Source organism: Actinoplanes sp. CA-252034 (assembly GCF_050956125.1).
GTDB lineage: Bacteria > Actinomycetota > Actinomycetes > Mycobacteriales > Micromonosporaceae > Actinoplanes.
Map to the genome: position 1 here is coordinate 4,144,445 of NZ_CP191846.1, position 20,953 is coordinate 4,165,397.

Consider the following 20,953-nt stretch of genomic DNA (forward strand, 5'->3'; position numbering starts at 1 on the left):
AACCGATGAGCCGTACCGTCTTCGTCACTGGAGCCCGCGGAAAGACCGGCCGCGAAGTGGTGGCGCAACTCGCCGAACGCGGCGACACCGAGGTCCGTGGTGGGTCCTCGCGCAGCCCGCAGAAGCCGACGACCGTCGCGTTCGACTGGCGCGACCGGTCGACCTGGCCGAAGGCGGTGGACGGGGCGCACGCCATCTACCTCGGGCGCCCGGACGTCGAGGACTCCCCGGAGCTGGTCGCGGCGCTGATCGCCGCCGCGCCCGGCGCGCACATCGTCCTGGTCTCCGAGCAGGGCGCGGAGAAGGTCGGCGCCGACGGCTGGGTGCAGCGCGTCGAGGCGGCCGTCATCGACAACGCGAGCCGCTGGACGATCCTGCGGCCCTCGTGGTTCCAGCAGGTGCTGACCGACCCGCGCTACTTCCTCGACACGATCCGCCGGGACCGGACGATCACGCTGCCCACCGGCGGCGCGCCGATCGCCTGGGTGGACACCCGCGACATCGCGGCCGTCGCCGTGCAGGCAATCGTCGACCCGGCCACCCATCACGGGCAGTTCTACACCGTGACCGGCCCGGAGGCGGTCACCACGGCCGACATCGCGGCCGAGATCTCCGCGACGATCGGCACCAAGGTCAACGCCGTGGTGCCGCCGCTGGAGGGCTCCTTCGCCGGCGCTCCGGCGTGGCTCGCCGATGTCGTCGGCGGCATGTTCGGCCGGGTTCACGACGGGACGTTCGCGCGGGTCAGCGACTCCGTGGAGAAGGTCGCGGGTAAGCCCGCGCGCACCGTCAGCGACTTCATCGCCGAGCACGCCGACCTGTGGCGCGCCTGAGCGGTCCCCGACGCAACCGGCACACACGCAGATCGGATTGACGATGGAAGCACTGGTTCACCACCGGACCGGACAGCACATGCTGCGCCTGGGCACCGCACCGGACCCGCAGCCCGGCCCCTCGGAGGCGCTGATCCGGGTGGTCGCGTTCTCCTTCAACTTCGGGGAGGTCGCGTTCCGTACGCCGGATCTGCCGGACGGCACGATCCCCGGATGGGACGCGGCGGGTGTCGTGGTCACCGCGGCCGCTGACGGCTCCGGCCCGGCGGCCGGAACGCGCGTGGTCAGCTTCGGCTGGGCGGGGGCGTGGGCCCAGCTGCGCGCGGTCGACACCAAGGAGCTCGCGGTCGTCCCGGACGGGGTGGACCTCGGCGCCGCGGCGGCGCTGCCGGTCGCCGGCGTGACCGCGCTGCAGGCCGTCCAGCGACTCGGCTCCCTGCTCGGCAAGCGGGTGCTGGTCACCGGCGCGTCGGGTGGCGTCGGCCGGTTCGCGGTGCAGCTGGCCAACCTGGCCGGGGCCGAGGTCGTCGCGTCCGTCGGCTCGCCCGAGCGTGGCAAGGGCCTGCTCGAGATCGGCGCGGCGGAGGTCGTCGTCGGCCCGCAGGCGATGACCGGCCGCGTCGACGGCGTGGTCGACAACGTCGGTGGACAGCAGCTGGCCGAGGCGTACCAGCGTCTCAACTCCGGCGGTGTCATCTCCGCGGTGGGCATGGCGTCCAAGGAGCCGACCACGATCGACTTCGAGCAGGCGCGGATCAATCACGATCGCGGGCGGATCGAGACGTTCAACATCTCCGTACCCCTCGGTGGTGATCTTCAATATCTCGTCCGTCTCGCCGACCAGGGCCGGCTGGAGATCCCGATCGGGTGGCGCGGCGACTGGCGCTCCTACGAGGACGCCGTCGGCCGGTTGCTGAGCCGGCAGGTCGCCGGAAAGGCCGTCCTCGACGTTCAGGCCGCCTGACCCTCGAACGCGCAGCCGGGCCCGGGATCCCTCGATCCCGGGCCCGGCTGTCGCCTTTCCGCTGGGCTTGACCGGCGGTTACGTCGTGTTACCGAACGATGGGCGGATGGTGGCCCGGCCCTGGCTAGCCTTCGGGCGACCTTTCGACGGTCGACGCATCGGCCTCGTGCCGTGCGGCATGACGTGACCAATGAGGAGCTGGTTGTCGTGTCCCACCCTGTCGGAGAACCGCCCGAAGTGCTCGGCGAGAGCCGGTCCTACCTTTCCCAGCCACAGATCGTCGGCCTGGCCGCCGCGAGCATGATCCCGGCCGTGGGCCTCGCGGCCGTGCCCGCGCTGCTGCTCGGCTCCGCCGGCACCGGCAGCTGGCTCGCCGCGCTGATCTCGGCGCTGGTCACCGTCGCCGTCGGGTTCTCGGTCATCGCCTTCGCCCGGCGGCACGTGGTGACCGGTGCCCTCTACTCCTACGTCTCCACCGTGTTCGGCCCGTGGGCGCGGATGGTGACCGCCGCGTCGCTGCTGCTCGGCTACGCGTGCATGGTCGCCGGCCTGACCATGGTGATCGGCGTGTACGTCGGCAGCTTCCTGCTGTCCATCGGTGTCGCGGGCGGCCTCGGCGTCGGGGTGCAGATCGCCGTCTACATCGCCGCCATCGCGATCGCCGTCTTCTGCGCCCGCCGTGGCATCGACCTGTCGGCCCGTACCGCCGTGATCCTGATGGTCGTCTCCATCCCGGTCGTGGTCGTCGTCGTGGTCGCCAGCGCCCTGCACACCGGGTTGCACCTGGGTGACCAGCTGACGTTCGCCGGTGGCTTCTCCGCTGCCGGGATCTTCTCCGGGGTGGCCGCCGGCACCACGTTCCTGGTCGGGTTCGAGAGCTGCGCGGCGCTGGCGCTGGAGACCCGGGATCCGCGCCGCAGCGTGCCCGTCGCGGTCCTGGGCATCCCGCTCGTGCTGGGCGTGGTCTACCTGGCCGCCACCGTGCTGCAGGTGCCCGGTCTGATCGCGGCCGCCGACGACCTCGCGACCGGCGCCTCACCGGCGGCCGCGCTGGCCCGCAGCGCCGGGCTCGGCCAGACGTTCGCCACCGCCACCGACCTGGTGCTGGCGGTCGCCACGTTCGCCGGGCTGATCGGCTTCGTCAACTTCGGGGCCCGTTTCGTGGCGACCATCGCCTCGGAGGGCCTGCTGCCGCGGGCGCTGGGCCGGATGCACCCCCGGTTCAACGGCCCGTCGACCGCGGTCGGTGTCCTCGGCGGGGTCGGGCTGGTCACGCTGATCGCCCTGGTGACGCTCTTCCCCGGCTCGCTGCTGGAGATCTACTCGGCCGTCGCGACGCTGATCGTGTACCTGTGGGTCGCCCCGTACGTGCTGATCTGCGCCGCCCACGTGGTCCTGATGGTCCGTGAGCGCGCGGTGCGCCCGCTGCCGATCCTGGCGGCGGTGCTCGGCGGCGCGGCGATGCTCTGGCTGTACGTCAACGGGCTGGTCAACCGTCCACCGGCGCCGGTCGACGCGATGTCGTACGTGTCCCTGGCCCTGGTCGCGGTCGTGGTGATCGGGCTGCTGCTGGTCCGCCGGGCGAGCCGGTCGCCGGAGCCGGCCGTCACATCGCAGGACACCGCCGACCGCCTCTGAACGGCCCGGCGGTTACCGCCGATTACCGGACGACCATCGGCCGGTAAGCATCGGAACCGCCGGCCCGGTCCCTGCTCGTGTGGCCGGCGGAAGACCGTCGCGTTACCCGCGGTGACCACAGTGATGCCGCCGGACGGATAGAACCGAAGGCGGCCGAACCCCACTCGAACTCGCTGGAGTGCCGATGTCCATGCCCCCGTTCTCCGACGACGTGGTCCTGCGCCTCGGCGCGGGCCCGCTGAGCGCCGAGGAGATCGCAGCGGTGACGGTGGCCGTGCTGGCCACGACCGGCCGGTCCGGCTCCGCGCCCGAGGTTCGGCCGGCGGCCCGCTGTTCGTGGCGGGGCCCGGCGACGGGTGGCCGGTTCCGGTGCCGGTGCGGCCGCGGTTGGCACTGACATCAGGGCCGGCCGGCTCCGGCATCGGTAGCGGCCGGTACTGACATCGGGCCGGCCGGCTCCGGCATCGAAAGCCGGGTGGCACGGCCGTCGGAAGCCGGGCCGTGCGGCGGCCGGCACTGACATCACAGGCCGGACCGGTGCGGTCCGGGTGGGCTCCGACCGAGGAGGAACGACGAAGTGCGCAAGGTGCTGATCGCCAACCGGGGCGAGATCGCGGTACGGGTGGCCCGGGCCTGCCGGGACGCGGGCCTGGAGTCGGTGGCGGTGTACGCCGACCCGGACCGGGACGCGCCGCACGTGCGGCTGGCCGACGAGGCGTACGCGCTGGGCGGCACGACCCCGGCGACGAGCTATCTCGACGCCGACCGGATCCTGCGGGCCGCCGCGGCGACCGGGGCGGACGCCGTGCATCCGGGCTACGGGTTCCTGGCCGAGAACGCCGACTTCGCCGAGCGGGTCGCGGCGGCCGGTCTGACGTGGATCGGCCCGCCGCCGCAGGCCATCCGGGACCTCGGTGACAAGGTCGCGGCCCGTGCCATCGCCCGGCGTGCCGGTGCGCCGCTGGTGCCGGGCACACCCGGACCGGTCGCCGGCGCCGAGGAGGTGACCGCCTTCGCCGTCGAGCACGGCCTGCCGGTGGCGATCAAGGCGGCGTTCGGCGGCGGCGGGCGCGGGCTGAAGGTGGCCCGGACGCTGGAGGAGATCGGCGAGTCCTTCGAGTCGGCGGTCCGTGAGTCGCAGGCGGCGTTCGGGCGGGGCGAGTGTTTCGTCGAGCGCTACCTGGACCGGCCGCGCCACGTCGAGACGCAGTGCCTGGCCGACCGCCACGGCAACGTGGTGGTCGTCTCGACGCGGGACTGCTCGCTGCAGCGGCGGCACCAGAAGCTGGTCGAGGAGGCGCCCGCGCCGTTTCTCACCGAGGCGCAGCGGGCCGAGCTGGTCCGGGCGTCCAAGGCGATCCTGCGCGAGGCCGGGTATGTGGGTGCGGGCACCTGCGAGTTCCTGGTCGGGGCGGACGGCACCATCTCGTTCCTGGAGGTCAACACGCGGCTTCAGGTGGAGCACCCGGTCACCGAGGAGATCACCGGGATCGACCTGGTCCTGGAGATGTTCCGGATCGCCGACGGGGAGGAGCTCGGCTACGACGACCCGGCACCGCGCGGTCACTCCATCGAGTTCCGGATCAACGGCGAGGACCCGGGCCGTAACTTCCTGCCGGCGCCCGGTGTGGTGACCCGCTTCCGGCCCGCGGCGGGTCCGGGGGTACGCGTCGACGCGGGTGTGGAGTCGGGCACGGTCATCGGCGCGGCCTGGGACTCGCTGCTGGCCAAGCTGATCGTGACCGGGCGCGACCGTACCGAGGCGTTGCGGCGGGCCGCTCGGGCGCTGGCCGAGTTCGAGGTGGAAGGCCTGCCGACGGTGCTGCCCTTCCACCGGGCGGTGGTGGCCGATCCGGCGTTCGCGCCGGCCGACCCGGCCACGCCGTTCAGCGTGCACACGCGGTGGATCGAGACCGAGTTCGCCGGTGGTCTGGCACCGCAGGAGCCGCCCGTCACCGATGCCGAGGCGGCGCCCGGGCGTCGCGACGTGGTGGTGGAGGTGAACGGCCGGCGGGTGACCGTGTCGTTGCCCGACGACCTGGGCGGCGGGCAGGCGGCTCCGGCCGCACGCCGCCGGCCGGAGCCCCGGCGGGCCCGGCGTGACGGCGGGCGGGCCGCGGCGGCCGGCGGCGCGGCGGTCGTCTCGCCGATGCAGGGCACCGTGATCAAGGTGGCGGTCGGTGACGGTGACCGGGTGGCGCAGGGTGATCTCATCGCGGTGCTGGAGGCGATGAAGATGGAACAGCCGATCACCGCGCACCGCGACGGTGTGGTGGGACGCCTCGATCTGGCCGTGGGCGCGTCGATCGCTCCCGGCGCGGTGCTCTGCGAGATCTCCGAATCCGCGTGAATCAGCCTCCCCGGCGGCCGGTAACCCCCTCACCGGCCGCCGGGGTCTCCCCGTGCCGGGGTCATGGACGGGTCATCGGGTGTCCGCCGTGGAATGTGGCCGGCTGATTACCCGGCGGCCGTAGCGTTTCGGCCGGGCCGGCCCGCGCCGGGCAGTGACCCACCGGGGCTCTTTCGAGAGAGAAGAGGGTTGCACAGTGAGCGAGCGCATCGACCGTACGATCGCCGTCGCGGAGCCGCCGACCATGGCGGACCTGCGCGAGCGGCGACACGAACTGCGCGCCGGGATCGTCGGTGACGCGGGTGCCGCACGGCAGCGGGCACTCGGTAAGCGCACCGCCCGGGAACGCCTCGACCTGCTGCTCGACGAGGACTCGTTCCTCGAGGTGGACATGTACCGCCGTCGGCCGGGTGGTCCGTACACCGACGGTGTCGTGGCCGGGTCGGGCACCATCGACGGCCGTCAGGTGTACGTGTACGCCCAGGACTTCACCATCTCCGGCGGCTCGCTCGGTGAAGCGCACGCCTCCAAGATCCACAAGGTGATGGATCTGGCGATGAGCACCGGCTCGCCGATCATCGGCCTCAACGACAGCGGCGGCGCCCGGATCCAGGAGGGTGTGATGGCCCTCAACGGCTACGGCGGCATCTTCCGCCGGCAGGTCGAGTCGTCCGGAGTGATCCCGCAGATCAGCGTGGTGCTGGGGCCGTGCGCCGGCGGGGCGGCATACTCACCGGCGCTCGCCGACTTCACCTTCATGGTCCGTGACGTGGCCAAGATGTACCTGACCGGGCCGGACGTCGTCGCGTCGGTGACCGGCGAGCAGGTCAGCCACGACGAGCTGGGCGGCGCCGACGTGCACGGCCAGCGGTCCGGGGTGGCCACCTTCATCCACGACGACGAGGAGAGCTGCCTCGCCGACGTGCGCTACCTGGTGTCGCTGCTGCCCCGTAACAATCTGCAGCCGCCGCCCTCGCTGGGGCCGTGCGGCGCCACCACCGACGACCGGCCGCTGCTGGCCGACATCGTGCCGGCCGAGTCGAACAAGCCGTACGACATGCGTGACGTGATCGCCGAGGTCGTCGACGACGGCGAGTTCCTGGAGCTGCACGCGGCCTGGGCGGCGAACGTCATCTGCGCGCTGGCCCGCATCGACGGCGAGGTGGTGGGGGTCGTCGGCAACCAGCCGATCGCGTTCGCCGGGGTGCTGGACTCCACGGCCTCGCAGAAGGCGGCCCGGTTCGTGCGGCTGTGCGACGCGTTCGGCATCCCGCTGGTCACGCTGGTCGACGTGCCGGGCTTCCTGCCCGGCACCGATCAGGAGCACGGTGGCGCCATCCGGCACGGGGCGAAGCTGCTGTACGCCTACTGCGAGGCGACGGTTCCGCGGGTCCAGGTGATTCTGCGCAAGGCGTACGGTGGCGCGTACATCGTGATGGACTCCCGGTCGATCGGCGCCGATCTGTCGTTCGCGTGGCCGACGAATGAAATCGCGGTGATGGGCGCCGAGGGTGCCGTCAACATCATTCACCGCAAACGTGTGGCGGCGGCCGACGATCCGCTGGCGCTGCGGGCGGAACTCGTCGCCGAGTACCGAGACGAATTGATGCATCCGTATTACGCCGCGGAGCGTGGACTGGTCGACGAGGTGATCGATCCGGCGCAGACCAGGGCGGTTCTGGCCCGGGCGCTGCTGTCGCTGCGGGACAAGCGCAGGGTCCTTCCGCAGCGTAAACACGGCAACGTGCCCCTGTGAGCCGCTGACGTCACCCGCCGACAAAGGGGCCCTGTCCATTAGTGGACAGGGCCCCTTTCTTCCCGCGGTAATCGTCGGGGTAATCGAACGCCCATCGGTTGCCATGATTCGCTGGATACCTTTCACTGACCGCCTCGCTGATAGAAAAGTCTGCGGAGTTTCCGTGAGTGAGAGCACGAAGAGAGGCAGTCCAACGCGATGACGAGTGAGCACGCGATCGCGGTTGTCGGGATGTCCTGCCGGCTGCCGGCGGCCCACGACCTCGACGCCTTCTGGGAGCTGCTGCGCACCGGCGCCAGTGCCGTCACCGAGGCCCCGCCGCAGCGGCAGGGGCACGTGCCCACCGAGCCCGGCACAGCCCTCGGCACCCGGTCCGGGGCGTTCCTCGACGCCGTCGGAGAGTTCGACGCCGCGTTCTTCGGCATCTCGCCTCGCGAGGCGGTCATGATGGACCCCCAGCAACGGCTCGTGCTCGAGCTGACCTGGGAGGCGCTGGAGAACGCCGGGATCGAGGCCGGCACGCTGCGGGGCACGTCGACGGCGGTGTTCGTCGGCACGCTGCGCGACGACTACGCGAGCCTGCTCCACCAGCAGGGCCCGGCGGTGCTCACCCAGCATTCGGCGGTCGGCGTGCACCGCGGCATCATCGCCAACCGGGTGTCGTACGTGCTCGGCCTGCACGGCGCCAGCCTCACCGTCGACACCGCACAGTCATCGTCGCTGGTCGCCGTGCACCTGGCGGCGGAGGCGCTGCGCTCGGGCGAGGCCACCGCGGCGATCGTCGCCGGGGTGAACCTGAACCTGCTCGCCGAGGGCGCGGTCAGCGCGGAACGCTTCGGTGGGCTCTCCCCGACCGGGCGCTGCCACACCTTCGACGCCCGCGCCGACGGCTACGTGCGCGGCGAGGGCGGCGCGGTCGTCGTGCTCAAACCGCTGGAGCGGGCGCTCGCCGACGGCGACCGCGTCCACGGGGTGATCCGGGGCAGCGCCGTCAACAACGACGGCGCGACCGCCGGACTGACCGTGCCCAGCCAGGACGCGCAGGAGCGGGTGCTGCGGGAGGCGTACCGGCGCAGCGGCGTCGAGCCGGGCGACGTGCGCTACGTCGAGCTGCACGGCACCGGCACCCCGGTCGGCGACCCGATCGAGGCCGCGGCCCTCGGCGCCGTCCTCGGCTCGGCCCGCCGCCCCGGCGACCCGCTGCCGGTCGGCTCGGTCAAGACCAACATCGGGCACCTGGAGGGCGCCGCCGGACTGGCCGGCCTGGTCAAGACGCTGCTGTGCATGTCGCACCGGCAGTTGCCGGCCAGCCTCAACTTCGTGTCGCCGAACCCGCGGATCCCGCTCGACGCGCTCAACCTGCGCGTCCAGCAGGAGCTCACCGGCTGGCCCGGCGACGACGGCCCCCTCGTGGCCGGGGTCAGCTCCTTCGGGATGGGCGGCACCAACTGTCACGTCGTGCTCGCCGAGACTCCGGTGGCCGGGCATCGGCGACATGCTCCGGACGGGGCGGGTGGCCGTACCCCCGTGTCGCCTTTGATCGTGACCGCGCGCAGCGCGACGGCCCTGCGCGGGCAGGCCCGCAAGCTGCTCGCCCACGTCTCCGCCGACGGTGGACCGTCCGTCATCGACGCCGGATGGTCGCTGCTGGACCGGACGCTCTTCGAGCACCGCGCGGTGATCACCACGACCGCCGGAATGGAGGCGCTGGCCGACGGCCGCGCCGCCACCGGCCTGGTCACCGGAACGGCGACGCCCGACAGCGCCCGGGTGGCGTTCCTGTTCACCGGCCAGGGCGCCCAGCGCCCGCAGGCCGGATATCAGTTGTATCAGCGGTTCCCCCGGTTCGCGGCGGCTGTCGACGAGATCTGCGAGCTGGCCGATCCGCTGCTGGACCGGCCGTTGCGCCCGATCCTGTTCGCCGAGCCCGGCTCGGCCGACGCCGCCCTGCTGGACCACACCGCCTACACCCAGATCGCGACGTTCACCGTCGAGGTGGCGCTGGTCCGGCTGCTCGCCTCCTGGGGTGTCCGCCCGGACGTGGTGGCCGGGCACTCGATCGGGGAGATCGCGGCCGCCCACGTCGCCGGCGTGCTGTCGACGGCCGACGCGGTGCGTCTCGTCGTGGCCCGCGGCGCGCTGATGGGCGCGCTGCCGGCCGGCGGCGCGATGGCGTCGATCCAGGCGTCCGAGCACGAGGTGACGCCGCTGCTCGACGCCGCGGACGGCCCGGTCGCGCTGGCCGCGGTCAACGGGCCGGCGCAGGTGGTCGTCTCCGGCGCCGAGCCCGCGGTGGCCGCCGTGATCGCCGCCGCCGAGACGCGCGGCTGGAAGGTCCGCCGCCTGACCGTCTCGCACGCCTTCCACTCGCCGCTGATGGACCCGATGCTCGACGAGTTCCACGAGGTGGTCGCGGACCTGACGCTGGGCGAGGCCGGGGTGCCGGCGGTGTCGTCGGTGACCGGCGCGGAGATCAGCGTCGAGTGGTCCGACCCGCGCTACTGGGTGGAGCAGGTCCGTGAGCCGGTCCGGTTCGACGACGCCGTCGCCGTCCTCGCCGGCCGGGGGATCACCACGTTCCTCGAGGTGGGACCGGGTGCGGTGCTGGCCGGGCTGGTCGCCGACGGCGTGCCCGAGCCGGAGCGGGTCGCCGCGGTCGCCGCGCTGCGGTCGGGCCGCCCCGAGGCCGAGACGATCCTGGGCGCCGTCGCCGCCGTCTTCGTGCGCGGGGCCGACGTCGACTGGCGGGCCCTCTACACCGGTAGCGGCGCCCGCCTGGTCGACCTGCCGACCTACGCCTTCCAGCGGGAGCACTACTGGTTCGACAGCACCGTCCGCCCGCCCCGTCCCGCCCCGGCGGTCGCACCCGTGCCGGACAGCGTCGTGACCGAGACGCCCGGCTGGCTCACCGGTGTGCCCGCCGAGGGCCGCCGCCGTGCCGTCACCACGTTCGTCGCCGAGCATGTGGCCGCCGTGCTGGAATATCCGGCGCACCGCCCGGTCGAGCTCGGCGTCCCCTTCCGTGACCTCGGCTTCGACTCGCTCATGGCGGTGGAGCTGCGCAACCGGCTCGCCGCCGCGACCGGTCTGCGCCTGGCGAGCGGCCTGCTCTTCGACCACCCGACGCCCACGGCGCTCGCCGCCCACCTGCACTCGCTCGTCGACGGCGCACCGGACCGGCCCGAGGAGACGGGCGTCGCGCCGGCCGCCGACGGTGAGCCCATCGCCATCGTCGGCATGGCGTGCCGCTATCCCGGCGACGTGGTCTCGCCCGACGACCTGTGGCGGCTGGTCGCCGGCGGCGTCGACGCCATCACCCCGTTCCCGGCCGACCGCGGCTGGGAAGAGGCGCTGCGCGACGGCAAGAGCTACGTGACGCACGGCGGGTTCCTGCACGACGCGGGCGAGTTCGACCCGGGGCTCTTCGGCATCTCGCCGCGGGAGGCCCTGGCCATGGACCCGCAGCAGCGGGTGCTGCTCGAAGTCGCCTGGGAGGCGGTGGAACGCGCGGGCCTGCGACCGGACAACCTGGCCGGGACGCGCACCGGCGTCTTCGTGGGCGCGACCCATCTGGAGTACGGCCCCCGCATGCACGACGCCCCGGAGAACGTCGAGGGGCATCTGCTGACGGGCAGCACGTCCAGTGTCATCTCCGGGCGTATCGCGTACCAGCTCGGCCTGGTCGGCCCGGCCGTGACCGTCGACACCGCCTGCTCGTCGTCGCTGGTGGCCCTGCATCTGGCGGCGCAGTCGCTGCGTCAGGGCGAGAGCACCCTGGCGATCGCCGGCGGTGTCACCGTGATGGCCACACCCGGCATGTTCGTCGAGTTCTCCCGCCAGCGCGGCCTCGCCCCGGACGGGCGGTGCAAGCCGTTCTCGGCCGACGCCGACGGCACCGGCTGGTCCGAGGGCGCCGGCCTGCTCGTGCTGGAGCGGCTCTCCGACGCGCGCCGCAACGGCCACCGGGTGCTGGCCGTCATCCGCGGCTCGGCGGTCAACTCCGACGGCGCCTCCAACGGGCTGACCGCTCCGAACGGCCCGTCACAGCAGCGGGTGATCCGGCAGGCGCTGGCCGGCGCCCGGCTCGTCCCGGCCGACGTCGACGTGGTCGAGGCGCACGGCACCGGCACCACCCTCGGCGACCCGATCGAGGCGGAGGCCGTGCTGGCCACCTACGGCCAGGACCGTGACGACCCGGTGCTGCTCGGCTCGCTCAAGTCGAACATCGGGCACGCCCAGGCCGCCGCCGGTGTGGCCGGGGTGATCAAGATGGTGCAGGCGATGCGGCACGGTCTGGTGCCCGCCACCCTGCACACCGGCGAGCCGACGCCGCACGTCGACTGGTCCGGCGGCGCGGCGACCCTGGTCACCGAGAACCGGCCGTGGCCGCAGCGGGACCGTCCGCGCCGGGCCGCGGTGTCGTCGTTCGGCATCAGCGGCACCAACGCCCACATGATCATCGAGCAGGGCCCGCTCGCCGACGTGGACGAGCCGGCACCGGACGTGGCGGAGACCGGCGGCCCACTGCCGTGGCTGCTCTCGGCCCACGACGACGCCGCGCTGCGTGAGCAGGCCACCCGGCTGCACGAGTGGGTGAGCGCGCGGCCGTCGCTGCGGCCCGCCGACGTGGGCCGGTCCCTGGTGACCACCCGCGCGCTGCTGGACCGCCGGGCCGCGGTCGTCGGCCGGGACACCGGTGAGCTGCTGGACGGGCTGGCCGCGCTGGCGGCCGGCACGGTGACCGGCGAGACCGCACGGGCCGGGCGGACCGCGTTCCTGTTCACCGGGCAGGGCGCTCAGCGGGCCGGGATGGGCCGGGAGCTGTACGAGACGTTCCCGGTCTTCGCCGCGGCCCTCGACGAGGTCGTCGCCGCCCTGGACGAGCACCTCGACCGGCCGCTGACCTCGATCGACGGGGCGGACACGCATCGCACCGAGTACGCCCAGCCCGCCCTGTTCGCCATCGAGGTGGCACTGTTCCGGCTGCTCGGGCACTACGGCCTGACGCCGGACCTGGTGGCCGGGCACTCGATCGGGGAGCTGGCGGCCGCGTACGCCGCCGGGGTCCTGTCCCTGCCCGACGCCGCGAAGCTGGTCGCCGCGCGAGGCCGTCTCATGCAGGCCGCCCCGGCCGGTGGCGCGATGGTCGCGGTGCAGGCCACCGAGGCCGAGATGACCGCCGCCCTCACCGGCCTGACCGGCCGGGTGTCGATCGCCGCCGTCAACGGCCCGGCGTCGGTGGTGATCTCCGGAGACGAGCAGACCGTCGACGAGCTGGCCCGGCGCTGGCGCGACGAGGGCCGGCGCACCCACCGGCTGCAGGTCAGCCACGCGTTCCACTCGCACCACATGGATCCGGCGCTGGAGGGGTTCCGGGCCGTCGCCGCGTCGATCCGGATGCGGCCGCCGACCGTGCCGATCGTGTCCACCCTCACCGGGCGGGTGATCGACGACGCGGAGATCACCTCCGCCGACTACTGGGTACGCCAGTTGCGCGGCACCGTCCGGTTCCACGACGCGGTCCTGGCGCTGCGCGACGCCGGCACGACCGTGGCGGTCGAGCTCGGACCGGACAGTGTGCTCACCCCGCTGGCCCGTGACACCCTCGACGGGCAGCCGGTGACCGTGGCCGGGCTGCTGCGGGCCGGCCGCCCGGAGGCCGACACCCTGATCACCGGGCTGGTCCAGGCCCACGCCGGCGGCGCGACGCTCGACCTGACCGCGTTCTTCCCGGCCGCCGCCACCGTGGATCTGCCCACCTATCCCTTCCAGCGGCAGCACTTCTGGCTGCTCCCGCAGGCGCGTACCGACGCGGGCAGCCTCGGCCTCGACCCGGCCCGGCATCCGCTGCTCGGCACCGCCGTCACCCTCGCCGACCGGGACGAGACCGTTCTCACCGGACGACTGTCGGCGCGCAGCCACCCGTGGCTCGCCGACCACACCATCGACGGCCGGGTGCTGCTGCCCGCGACCGCCCTGCTGGAGCTGGCGCTGACCGCCGGTGACCGGGCCGGCCGGCCGCGGGTCGAGGAGCTGACCCTGGAGGCGCCACTGACCCTGCCGCCGGACACCGCCGTCCGTGTGCAGGTGACGGTGGCCGCGCCCGACGGCGCCGGCGTCCGCCCGTTCACCGTGCACTCCCGGCCCGACGTGCCGGACTCCGGCTGGACCCGCCACGCGGCCGGCACCCTGACCACCACGACCGGCCACCCGCCGGTCACCGGCACCCCACAGCCCTGGCCCCCGGCCGGCGCCGATCCGGTCCCGCTCACCGGCGTCTACGACCGGCTCCGCGATCTGGGCTACGGATACGGGGACGCCTTCCGCGGGCTCACCGCGGCGTGGCGGCACGACGGGGACCTGCTGGTCGAGGTCGAGTTGCCCGCCGGGACCCGGGACTCCGCCGGGCAGTACGGCGTGCACCCGGCCCTGTTCGACGCGGTCCTGCACGGGGTCGTTCTGGACGCCGCCGACCGCAGCGGCGCCGACGAGATCCGGCTGCCGTTCGCGTGGAGCGGGATCGAGCTGTACGCCGTCGGCGCGGCCGCCCTGCGGGCCCGGATCACCCCGTCCGGCGCCGACACCGTCACCGTGGCCCTGTTCGACCGTGCCGGTGACCCCGTCGCCGCCGTCGAGGAACTGGCCCTGCGGCCGGTCACCAGGCAGCAGCTCGCCGCCCCGGCCCACCACGACGGCCTGTACGCCCTGGACTGGACCCCGGTGCCGGCCGCTGAGCCGGACCCCGCCGCGGACGTGCTGATCATCCGTACCCCGGCCGTCACCGGTGACGTCCCGGCCGCCGCCCACGAACACGCCCGGCGCACCCTGCACCGGGTCCAGGATTGGCTGGCCGACGAGACCGGCGCCCGCCTGCTCGTCACCACCACCCGGGCCGTCGACACCGGCGACGGCAGCCCGGTCAGCGGTCTCGCCCAGGCGCCGGTCTGGGGCCTGCTGCGGTCCGTCCAGTCGGAGCACCCCGGCCGGGTCGTGCTCGTCGACACCGACGATGACCGGGTCGCGACGGACGTGCTGCACGCGGCGCTCGCCACCGGCGAACCGCAGCTCGCGATCCGCGACGGGCGCCTCCTCGCGCCGCGCCTGACCCGGCAGCGGGCCGCCATGACCGACGGCACGGTCCTCGACCCGGACGGCACCGTCCTGGTCACCGGCGGCACCGGTGGCCTCGGCGCCCTCCTGGCCCGGCACCTGGTCGTCCACCACGGGGTGCGCAACCTGCTGCTCAGCAGCCGTCGCGGGCCGGACACCCCCGGCGTGGACGAGCTGATCACCGAACTGACCGGCCTCGGCGCCCGGGTCACCGTGGCGGCGGCCGACGCCGCCGACCGCCAGGCGCTGGCCGACCTGCTGTGGCGGGTCCCGGCCGGGCATCCGCTGACGGCTGTCGTGCACACCGCCGGTGTGCTCGACGACGCCACCGTGGGCGCGCTGACCGGCGACCAGCTCGACCGGGTGCTCACGCCCAAGGTGGACGCGGCCTGGCATCTGCACGAGCTGACCCGTGACCTGCCGCTGCGGGCGTTCGTGCTGTTCTCCTCGGTGTCCGGCATCCTCGGCACGGCCGGGCAGGCCAACTACGCCGCCGCCAACACCTTCCTCGACTCGCTGGCCGCGGCCCGTGCCGCGGACGGGCTGCCGGCGACCTCGGTGGCGTGGGGACTGTGGGACTCCACCCACGGCATGGGCGCCACCCTGTCGGCCGGCGACGTGGCCCGCTGGGCGCGGGCCGGGGTGACACCACTGCGGCCGGACCAGGGTCTCGCCCTGTTCGACGCGGCGATCGCCGGGGACCGGCCGCTCGTGGTCCCGGTCCTGCTCGACCCGGCCCGCATCGACGGCACGGACGAGCCGCCGGCGCCGCTGCGTGCGCTGGTCCGCGCCCGCCCGCGACGCGTCGCCGACGTCACGGCGCCCGCGTCGGACTGGGCGGCCGGGATCGGCGCGCTGCCGGCCGACGACCGGTTTGCGGCCGTGCTCGACCTCGTCCGTACCATCGCCGCGGTCGTGCTCGGCCATGCCACCGCCGCCGGTGTCGACGCCGACCGGGCGTTCCGCGACGCCGGCTTCGACTCGCTGTCCGCCGTCGAGCTGCGCAACCGGCTCGCCACGGCCACCGGGCTGCGCCTGTCCGCCACCGTCGTCTTCGACCATCCGTCCCCGGCCGCCCTGGCCCGCCATCTCACCGAGCGTGTCTCCGGCGAACAGCGGACGGTCACGGCGCGACGTGTCACCGGGCCCGTCGACGAGCCGATCGCGATCGTGGGCATGGCCTGCCGCTATCCGGGTGGGGTGTCGTCGCCGGACGAGCTGTGGGATCTCGTGGCGTCGGGCACCGATGCGGTGAGTGGGTTCCCGGTGAACCGTGGCTGGGATCTGGAGCGGCTGTACGACCCGGATCCGGAGCACGTCGGCACGTCGTACAGCCGGGAGGGTGGTTTCCTGCACGACGCCGACCTGTTCGACCGGGAGTTCTTCGGCATGTCGCCGCGGGAGGCCACCGCCACCGACCCGCAGCAGCGGCTCCTGCTGGAGACCGCGTGGGAGACGTTCGAGAGCGCGTCGATCGACCCGGCCACCGTGCGGGGCAGCAACACGGGCGTGTTCGTCGGCGTCATGTACGACGACTACGCCTCCCGGCTCGACCGGGTGCCCGACGAGTACGAGGGCTTCCTGCTCGCCGGTAACACCTCCAGCGTCATCTCCGGGCGGCTCGCCTACACGTACGGCCTGGAGGGCCCGGCGGTCACCGTCGACACGGCCTGCTCGTCGTCGCTGGTCGCGCTGCACCTGGCGGCGAACGCGCTGCGCGCCGGAGAGTGCGACCTGGTCCTGGCCGGCGGCGTGACGGTCATGTCCAGCCCCAACACGTTCGTCGAGTTCTCCCGGCAGCGCGGGCTGTCGGCGGACGGGCGCTGCAAGTCGTTCGCGGCGGCAGCGGACGGCACCGGCTGGTCCGAGGGTGTCGGTCTGCTGCTGGTGGAGCGGCTCTCCGATGCGCAGCGCAACAATCACCAGATCCTTGCGGTGGTACGGGGCACAGCGGTCAACCAGGACGGCGCGTCGAACGGGCTGACCGCCCCGAACGGGCCCTCCCAGGAGCGGGTGATCAGGCAGGCGCTCGCCGGCGCCGGGCTCACCACCGACGACGTGGACGCGGTCGAGGCGCACGGCACCGGCACGCGGCTGGGTGACCCGATCGAGGCGCAGGCGCTGCTGGCCACCTACGGTCAGCGTCCGGCGGACAAGCCGCTGTTCCTCGGCTCGCTCAAATCCAACATCGGTCACGCCCAGGCGGCCGCCGGTGTCGGTGGCGTGATCAAGATGATTCAGGCGATGCGTCACGGTGTCCTGCCGCAGACGTTGCACGTGGACGAGCCGTCCCCGCACGTCGACTGGGAGGCCGGCGCGGTGCAGTTGCTCACCGAGCAGCAGCCCTGGCCGGAGACCGGTGACCCGCGCCGCGCGGCGGTGTCGTCGTTCGGCATCAGCGGCACCAACGCCCACGTCATCCTGGAGCAGCCCCCGGCCCAGCCGCAGAGCGAGCCGGTGCAACCGTCGACCGTCGTGCCGTGGGTGCTTTCGGCGCGCAGCGAGGCAGCGGTCCGCGAACAGGCACCACTGCTGCAGACTGCGGCGGCCGACCTGAACCCGCTGGATGTGGGTTGGTCGCTGGTCAACGGCCGCGCGTTGCTGGACCACCGCGCGGTGCTGCTGGGCGACGAGGTCATCGTGGGCGCCCGGTCGGCGGGTAAGACGGCGTTCCTGTTCACCGGTCAGGGTGCCCAGTCGGTGGGCATGGGCCGTGAGTTGTATGAGCAGTTCCCGGTGTATGCAGCCGCGTTCGATGCGGTGTGTGAGCAGTTGGATCCGGTTCTGGATCGTCCGTTGTCGTCGGTGGTGTTCGCCCCGGAAGGTTCGGCGGACGCGGCGCTGATCGACCAGACCGTCTTCACGCAGGCCGCTCTGTTTGCGGTCGAGGTGGCGCTGTTCCGTCTGGCGGAGTCCTTCGGTGTGGTGCCGGATGCCGTGCTGGGGCACTCGATCGGTGAGGTTTCTGCTGCTCACGTGGCCGGTGTGCTGGACCTCGCGGATGCGTGTCGTCTGGTGGCGGCGCGTGGCCGGTTGATGCAGGCCGCTCGTGAGGGCGGTGTGATGGTGGCGGTCGAGGCGTCGGAGCAGGAGATCACTCTGGCTCCTGGTGTGTCGGTGGCGGGGGTGAACGGTCCGCGTTCGGTGGTGCTGTCCGGTGATGCCGATGCGGTCGACCGGGTGGTCGCGGGTTGGCGTGGCCTGGGTCGCCGGGTTCGGCCGTTGGCTGTCAGTCATGCGTTCCATTCGGCGCACATGGATGAGGTGATCCCGGAGTTCGTGTCGATCGTGGCCGGGCTGCGGTTGTCGCCGCCGCGGATCCCGCTGGTGTCGAACGTGTCCGGACAACTCGCCGGCGACGAGATTCTGACCGCTCAGTACTGGGGCGATCAGATCCGGCAGGCCGTTCGTTTCCACGACGGCGTGAACACCTTGCACGAGCAGGGCGTGACCCGGTTCGTCGAACTCGGGCCCGACGCCGTGCTGTCGGCGCTGGTTCAGCAGACCCTGGAGACCACCACCGTCGTCGCGCCGACGATGCGCAAGGGGCGCGCGGCCTTCCTGACCGCTCTCGCGTATCTGCACGTGACCGGCCGGGATGTCGACTGGACACCGCTGCTGGCCGGTGGACGCCGGGTCGATCTGCCGACCTACCCGTTCCAGCGGCAGCGTTACTGGCTGGAGGCGCCGTACACGCCCGGTGACGCCGCCGGCCTCGGGCTGGCCGCGACCGACCACCCGCTGCTGGGTGCGGCGGTGCGCCTGGCCGACCGGGACGGCCACCTCTTCTCCGGCCGCCTGTCCCGGCACACCCACCCGTGGCTGACCGACCACGCGGTCGCCGGAACCGTGCTGGTCCCCGGTGCCGCACTGCTGGAGCTGGCCCACTGCGCCGGCGACGCACTCGGCCTGGACGTGGTCGAGGAACTGACCCTGTCGGCCCCGCTGGTGCTGCCCGAGCGCGGCGGTGTCGCGGTGCAGTTGGTGACCGGCCCGGCGGAGGACGACGGACGGCGTACCTTCGAGATCTTCTCCCGAACCGATGAGGGGGAGTGGGTACGGCACGGCACCGGAGCGCTCGTCGCCGGTGAGATCGCGCCGGCCGAGGTGGGGGCGTGGCCGCCGGCCGGCGTGACCGAGATCGATCTGACCGGCCTCTACGACCGGCTGTCCGACGCCGGGTACGGCTACGGGCCGGTGTTCCAGGGCCTGGGCCGGTTGTGGCGGCGCGACGGCGAGATGTTCGCCGAGGTCGGGCCGGTGGATCAGTCGCGGTCGTTCGGGTTGCATCCGGCGCTGTTGGATGCCGCGTTGCATTCGCTGCTGGTGGACGGACGTTCGTGGCTGCCGTTCTCGTTCGCCGGTGTGCGAATCCATGCCGCCGGCGCCGCGAGCCTGCGGGTGCGTCTGTCGGTGGTCGCCGATGAGGGTGACTCGCTGGTGGTGTCGTTGACGGCTGTCGACGGTGCGGGCCTGCCGGTGGTGTCGGTGGAGCGGCTGGTGCTGCGGCCGTTGTCGGCGGAGGCGCTGCGGGCCGGACGCCGGACCGGTGACGGCCTGACCGAGGTGACGTGGGTGCCGGTGGACTCGCCGGTGGCGGTCGGTGACGGCGATGTGGTGGTGCCGTTGGTCGCTGATGGCGATGTGTCGCCGGTGGAGCGTGCGCATGCGCTCACGGCCCAGGCTTTGGAGTTGATGCAGCAGGCAGGGCAGTCGCGGTTGGTGTTCGTGACGCGGCGGGCGGTGGCGGTGGGTGATGAGGATGTGCTGGATGTGGCCGGGGCTGCGGTGTGGGGTCTGGTGCGTTCGGCGCAGTCGGAGAACCCGGACCGGTTCGTGCTGGTCGACGTCGACGAGTGGCCGACCAGCCTCGAAGTAGGCGAGCCGCAGGTGGCGATCCGGGGCGGGAAGGTTCTCGCGCCGCGCCTGACCCGGGTCGAGGCAGCCGGTGAGACCCCGGACTGGTCGCACGGCACGGTGTTGATCACGGGTGGCACGGGTGGTCTGGGTGCGGTCGCGGCGAGGCATCTGGTGGCGGCGCATGGCGCGTCGCATCTGGTGCTGCTGAGTCGTCGTGGTGCGGATGCGCCAGGTGCTGCAGAGCTCTCCGACGAATTGCGTGGCCTGGGCGCGACTGTCGATGTGGTCGCGTGTGATGTGACTGATCGTGAGTCGTTGGCGGCGGTGATCAGCGATCATCGGCCGTCGGCGGTGGTGCATACGGCTGGTGTGCTGGATGACGGTGTGGTGTCGGGGTTGACGCCGGAGCGGCTGGCGAGAGTGTTGCGGCCGAAGGTGGATGCGGCCTGGTTGTTGCACGAGCTGACTGCTGAGCTGCCGTTGCAGGCGTTCGTGGTGTATTCGTCGATCGCGGGTCTGCTGGGTACGGCGGGGCAGGGTAACTATGCGGCGGGTAACACGTTCCTGGATGCGTTGATGCAGCACCGGCGTGCAAGTGGTCTGCCGGGTACGTCGCTGGCGTGGGGTCTGTGGGAGCAGGCCAGTGAGATCACCGGTCACCTGAGTGACGTGGATCGTAAGCGGATGGCCCGCTACGGTCTGCTGCCGCTGGCCACCGAGGACGCGATGGCCCTGTTCGATGCGGCGACCGCTTCGGGCGTACCCCTGCTGGGGGTGACCCGGTGGGACACCGCGGCCTTGCGCGGCCTCGGCGAGCAGGTGCCGGCAGTGCTTCGCGGTCTTGTTCCGGCGGCCCGCCGCGCGCCGCAGGCCGCGCCGGCGGGTGGCGACCTGGCGCAGCGACTGGCCGGAGTGCCCGAGGCCGACCGTGACGGCATGCTGCTCGACCTGGTCCGTGGGCAGGTGGCGGCGGTGCTCGGCCACGCCGACGGCAGTGCCATCGCGGCCGATCGGTCCTTCCAGGAGCTGGGCTTCGACTCGCTGACCGCGGTCGAGCTGCGCAACCAGCTCAACACCGCGACCGGGCTGCGGCTGCCGACCACGCTCATCTTCGACCACCCGAGCCCGGCGGCGATCGCGGCACTGCTGCGCGACGAGCTGACCGTGGCGGAACCGGCCGCCGCCGACCTGATGACCGGCCTGGACCGGCTGGAGGAACTGGTCCGTTCCGCGCCGGAGGACGAGGCGACCCGATCCCGGGTCGAGTCGCGCCTGCGCCGGCTCCTCGACCTGCATCAGGGCGCGTCGCGGCAGGCCACCGAGCAGGAACTGGAAGCGGCCAGCGACGAGGAGCTGTTCGCGCTCGTCGACGGCCTCGACTGACCCTCACCCGAACGGTGGCCGGGCCTTGCCGGGCTCGGCCACCCATTGACCGACCGACG

7 protein-coding genes are annotated in these 20,953 nt (G+C 73.1%); all 7 read left to right on the forward strand.

Annotated features, from left to right (window positions below):
• Positions 1 to 5 precede the first annotated feature (5 nt).
• The 7 genes from ACQPZW_RS18760 to ACQPZW_RS18790 all read left to right on the forward strand — a co-directional run bounded on the left by ACQPZW_RS18760 (position 6) and on the right by ACQPZW_RS18790 (position 20,894).
• Positions 6 to 833: an NAD(P)H-binding protein gene (locus ACQPZW_RS18760; protein ID WP_433796191.1), complete on the forward strand. Its 828-nt coding sequence runs from the start codon at positions 6 to 8 to the stop codon at positions 831 to 833.
• A gap of 43 nt (positions 834 to 876) precedes the next feature.
• The gene (locus tag ACQPZW_RS18765) at positions 877 to 1,797 is read left to right on the forward strand and encodes a zinc-binding dehydrogenase (protein WP_433796192.1); all 921 of its coding nucleotides are present in this window, start codon (positions 877 to 879) and stop codon (positions 1,795 to 1,797) included.
• Positions 1,798 to 2,004: 207 nt separating this feature from the next.
• Complete coding sequence (locus tag ACQPZW_RS18770) at positions 2,005 to 3,435, forward strand: APC family permease (RefSeq protein WP_433796193.1); 1,431 nt, start codon at positions 2,005 to 2,007, stop codon at positions 3,433 to 3,435.
• 184 nt (positions 3,436 to 3,619) lie between these two features.
• The gene (locus ACQPZW_RS18775; RefSeq protein ID WP_433796194.1) at positions 3,620 to 3,832 is read left to right on the forward strand and encodes a hypothetical protein; all 213 of its coding nucleotides are present in this window, start codon (positions 3,620 to 3,622) and stop codon (positions 3,830 to 3,832) included.
• 180 nt (positions 3,833 to 4,012) lie between these two features.
• Positions 4,013 to 5,785, forward strand: a complete 1,773-nt coding sequence (locus ACQPZW_RS18780) for an acetyl/propionyl/methylcrotonyl-CoA carboxylase subunit alpha (RefSeq protein ID WP_433796195.1) — start codon at positions 4,013 to 4,015, stop codon at positions 5,783 to 5,785.
• Between the two features lie 244 nt (positions 5,786 to 6,029).
• Positions 6,030 to 7,541, forward strand: a complete 1,512-nt coding sequence (locus ACQPZW_RS18785) for an acyl-CoA carboxylase subunit beta (protein ID WP_433797572.1) — start codon at positions 6,030 to 6,032, stop codon at positions 7,539 to 7,541.
• 198 nt (positions 7,542 to 7,739) lie between these two features.
• Entirely contained in the window at positions 7,740 to 20,894 is a 13,155-nt protein-coding gene (locus tag ACQPZW_RS18790; protein ID WP_433796196.1) for an SDR family NAD(P)-dependent oxidoreductase, read from the forward strand.
• The last annotated feature ends 59 nt before the right edge of the window (positions 20,895 to 20,953 follow it).

Coding starts and splice junctions, on each gene's coding strand:
- ACQPZW_RS18760 (WP_433796191.1), top strand. CDS start 6: ATGAGCCGTACCGTCTTCGTCACTGGAGCCCGCGGAAAGACCGGCCGC.
- ACQPZW_RS18765 (WP_433796192.1), top strand. CDS start 877: ATGGAAGCACTGGTTCACCACCGGACCGGACAGCACATGCTGCGCCTG.
- ACQPZW_RS18775 (WP_433796194.1), top strand. CDS start 3,620: ATGTCCATGCCCCCGTTCTCCGACGACGTGGTCCTGCGCCTCGGCGCG.
- ACQPZW_RS18785 (WP_433797572.1), top strand. CDS start 6,030: ATGGCGGACCTGCGCGAGCGGCGACACGAACTGCGCGCCGGGATCGTC.
- ACQPZW_RS18790 (WP_433796196.1), top strand. CDS start 7,740: ATGACGAGTGAGCACGCGATCGCGGTTGTCGGGATGTCCTGCCGGCTG.